A 3,907-nucleotide genomic window follows, 5' to 3' on the forward strand; every position below is an offset into this window, starting at 1 on the left:
CTCCCTGACGAGTGCCGGCCCGTGGTCCGGGATCGGCGCGGCCTCGCGGATCACCGACGCACGCTCGTACAGCGTCCTCGACCCGTCCCGGACGACCGCCGTCGCGAGCCGGGCCGCCGCCTCCTGCTGGCGCGGCAGCCATCGGGAGGCGTGGGCGAGGACCGGCAGCGGCCGGGCGGAGCCCTCGCGCAGGAACCGTCCGTACGCCGGGCGTTCGGCGAGCAGCACGTCCAGCAGATCGGTGCGGCGCGCAGACAGGACCTCCCGTACGGGCTCCAGCGCGGCCGCGGAGGGCTCTTGTGCCAGCAGCTCCACCGCGCGAGCCTCCCGCGTCGCGGGGTCGGCCAGCCAGGCCTTCGCGAGCGCCGGGGCCGTCTCGTCCTCGCACCGCTCCAGCGCGTCCGTCAGCATCACCTCGAGCCCGGGCGGCGGGGCGGAGCCCTGGCGGAGGAATCCCGCCAGGGCGAGCAGCGGACCGAAGTCGCCCTTGGCGGCGGCTCCGTCGGCCCACGGGCGCAGCACCTCGAACACGTGGGTCCGCCCCCCGTGCTCCGACGTCCAGTCCCACCAGCCGAGCACGGACCCGCCCGTGTGGTCGACGAGCAGGCGCAGGGAGCGCAGCGCCCAGTCGACCAGGCCGGAGCCGACGGCGGGTTCGTCGAGCACGGTGAGGACCAGCCCGCGCAGGGAGTTCCGGGTGGGGTAGGAGGAATCCCGGGCCTGGAGGGCGTCCAGGGCGATCGTGTCCAGGTGGCCGGGGGCCGTCGGGGAGTCGAGCAGGGCGGTGGGCAGTTTCACCAGTGCGGCGAGCACGGCGGACCGTACCGGATCGCGGTCGTTGCGCAGCCGGCCCGCGATCAGGGCGAGGACCTCCGCCACCGCGTCGGGGTCGCCGGAGCGGCCCGCGTTGGCGACGAGCAGCCCCCAGGCCTCCGCCCGCCGCCCGGCGTCGGAACCACCGCAGGCGGCCAGGATCTCGGGACGCGCCTCGGCCACCGGGAGATGGACCAGCGAGGCCGGCAGCTTTCCGGGCGTCTGCTCGGCGGCGCGCTCGCGGGCCACGGCGAGCCGCGCCTCGGCGTACCGGCGCGGGGGCGGCAGGAGCGGGAGGAGGGTGTGCAGGCCGGCCCACAGGGGCCCCGCGGAAGGTGCGAGCCCCTGGGCCAGATCCTCGTAGAAGGCTTCGCGGCGCGCCGGCGGCAGGGCCTCGAACAGGGCGGCCGCATGCTCGGGACGGCGCATCCAGTGCCGGCCGAGCAGGGGCAGCGAGGGCGGGTCGGCCCGGACGAGCCGGCGCAGCGCGGAGGCCGCCGGAACGGGCTCGTACACCGGGTGTTCGCGTGCCGGATCGGCCAGCCACCGTACGAGGCGTTCGGCGTCGGCGTCGGCGAACAGCCCCACGCGGCCCCACAGACAGGGCCGCGTCGTCCGGGGCCCGTACCGCTCCAGCAGGCCGAGCACGCGCGGCGGTGCGGCGGGAGCGGCGGCGGCCAGCCCGGGGGAGCGGCGCTCCCACCAGAAGTCCCGCAGCTCGGCGGGGAGCACGGCGAGCTCGGCCTCCGCCCGGTCGAGCACCGGGCCGGGGTGGCGCCGGGCCAGGCGGACCCAGTCGGAGACGGAGTCCGCGAGTTCGGGCAGCAGCCGGGCCACCGCCTCGGGCCCGCAGGCGGACAGCAGCGCGGCGGCCTCGTGGTCGCCCCACTCGGCCCGCAGCCGGGGCACGAGGGCTTCGGCCAGCGCCGCGCGTCCGGCGCGCCGGACGGTCCGGGACAGCTGCTTGCGGACCTCGGCGGAGGCGTCCTCGTAGGCCGCGACGATCGCTTCATCGGGCACCGGCAGGGTCCGCGCGGCCCGATGGACGATCCTGCGGACCGCCGGATCGGGGTCGGCGAGCCGCGCGCCCAGGTACTCCGTCCGCCGCCCGACCGCCGCGACGAACGCCGCCAGCCGCCGCTCGTACCGCCCCAGCCCGTCCAGCTCCTCCAGTACGGCGTCCAGCTCCCCGGCGGCGGCGAGGTCCCGGGCGGTGGCGGCGGCGAGGCGGAGCCGGTCCCGGTGGGGGAGCGGTTCGAGAGCGGCGAGCAGCTGTTCGATGATGCGCGACATCCGCCCAGTTTCCTTGCGACCCCGCCCCCGGCCAAACGCTTTCGTCCCCGGCGGCCGGGCCCGCCGCCGCGCCCCGCGCCCGAAGGTACGACGCCACTGGCAGCCCGTCGGCCCCTGCGGGTCGCATACGCCATGGGACCATCGGACCGGTGCCGGGGTGTTCGGGAGGAAGCCGGGATGGCGTTCGTCGTCGAACTGCGGCGCGGGGCGTCGAAGTCCAGGACCGCGCGGAAGCCGGGGCCGCGGCCCGCGGTGGGGGTGCTGGAGCGGATCCTCATCGAGGAAGAGGAGTTCGCGGCGGTCCTCGGGAGGTTGGGTCGGCACCGATTGCCCACGCTGGCAGGCATGGACGCCTACGGGGACACCACGCTGCACGGCGAGGCGGTGGCGAGTGAGGTGTCTGCCCCCGACGCCTCCGCCGTCCGCGGACCGGGGCCGCCGTACCGCCGGACGAGCCGTCGGTAAATCGGATGTGCGTGCGGCGGAGGGTTGTTAGGTTCGGGGTGTGCCGAAGCTGAATCAGATCATCGCAGTCGAAAAGGGCGTCAAGTCCAAGGCCCTCCAGGAACTCACCCAGGCCCACCAGGACGTGCAGAAGCCCGCCCTGCTGGCCGGTATCTCCCGGACCTACCAGCCCAAGGACGAGGAGGGCGAGCAGCTGCCGCCCGAGTCCACGCGGGTGCAGGTCAAGGCCGAGGACGCCCTGCGGGCGACCGCGGGAACGCTGACGCGGCTCTTCGACGTGACCGCGACCAAGGACTGGGCGAACCGCTCGGCCGTCGCGGACGTGGTGGTCGACGGCACGGTGCTGCTGCCCCAGGTGCCCGTCCCGTACCTGCTGTTCCTCGAGAAGCAGCTCACCGACCTGCACACCTTCGTGCGCAAGCTGCCGGTGCTCGACGCCTCCGAGTCGTGGAACCTGGACCCCTCCACCGACTCCTGGAAGACGGAGCCGGTGCGGACCATCCGCACGAAGAAGGTCCCGCGCAACCACGTGAAGGCCGAGGCCACGGAGAAGCACCCGGCCCAGGTCGAGGTCTACTACGAGGACGTGGCGGTCGGTTACTGGACCACCGTGAAGTTCTCCGGCGCGCTGCCCGCACGGCGGGTCAACGAGCTCCTCGAGCGCGTCGAGAAGCTCCAGCAGGCCGTCAAGTTCGCCCGCGAGGAGGCGAACAACACCGAGGTCACCGACCAGCGGGTCGGCGACGCGGTGTTCGGCTACCTCTTCAGGTAGCCCCCACATTCGCCCCCCGTCGCGAGCGGGGGGTGCGCGATGAGCGCAAGCTGAAACTGATGTTGAAGCTGATAAAGGGGTGTCAGTTGGGGGTTCGAATCCCTCCCCCCGCACCACGTGCGGGGGTGGCCCAAGCCTGGTAGAGGCGGCCCCATGAAACTCAGATTCTCGCTCCAGTCTCAGTATTCGCCGCCGAACACCGGATCGACCGAGCGCGGGCGAACATCGACGGATAGGGGTTCAAGTCCCCTCGGCAGCTCTCTCGTGCTGCTGTAGTTCAAAGGCAGAACACGTCGATCTCAGAATGATCCGCGGCTCTTAAACGCCGCCGGTGTGCGCAATTGGGTGGCAAGCTGGAGCCCGGGAGCTGGACATGCTCCCGGGCTCCGTCACGTTTCCCGGCCGAGGGCCGAGCCGCCCGGGGGCGAACGGTCCGGCCGCCTACCGGGCCCGGCGGGCCCGCTACGTGGCCACCGGGACCGAGACGAACGTCGTGCCCGACTCGTTCTCCACCAGGACCGCCCGGACGTCCGCCGGGTCGACCGCCGCCGAACCGTCCAGCGC

2 protein-coding genes and 1 pseudogene are annotated in these 3,907 nt (G+C 73.9%); 2 read left to right on the forward strand and 1 reads right to left on the reverse strand.

Going from position 1 to position 3,907, the window contains the following annotated elements:
- Nucleotides 1-2,106: pseudogene (locus ACWGDE_RS36925) on the reverse strand (hypothetical protein); the annotation flags it as partial.
- 177 nt (nt 2,107-2,283) lie between these two features.
- Between ACWGDE_RS36925 and ACWGDE_RS36930 the strand changes: the two are divergent.
- Together ACWGDE_RS36930 and ACWGDE_RS36935 are read left to right on the forward strand one after the other, a co-directional pair.
- Nucleotides 2,284-2,571 carry a hypothetical protein gene (locus ACWGDE_RS36930; protein WP_453393458.1) on the forward strand — a complete coding sequence of 96 codons (288 nt, stop codon included), beginning with the start codon at nt 2,284-2,286 and terminating at the stop codon, nt 2,569-2,571.
- A gap of 40 nt (nt 2,572-2,611) precedes the next feature.
- Nucleotides 2,612-3,343: a DUF7873 family protein gene (locus ACWGDE_RS36935; RefSeq protein ID WP_453393459.1), complete on the forward strand. Its 732-nt coding sequence runs from the start codon at nt 2,612-2,614 to the stop codon at nt 3,341-3,343.
- Nucleotides 3,344-3,907 lie beyond the last annotated feature (564 nt).

The sequence above is a fragment of the Streptomyces sp. NPDC054956 genome, assembly GCF_053609185.1.

Bases quoted from the DNA above. Each gene is read 5' to 3' on its own strand.
- ACWGDE_RS36930 (WP_453393458.1), top strand. From the start codon at position 2,284: ATGGCGTTCGTCGTCGAACTGCGGCGCGGGGCGTCGAAGTCCAGGACC.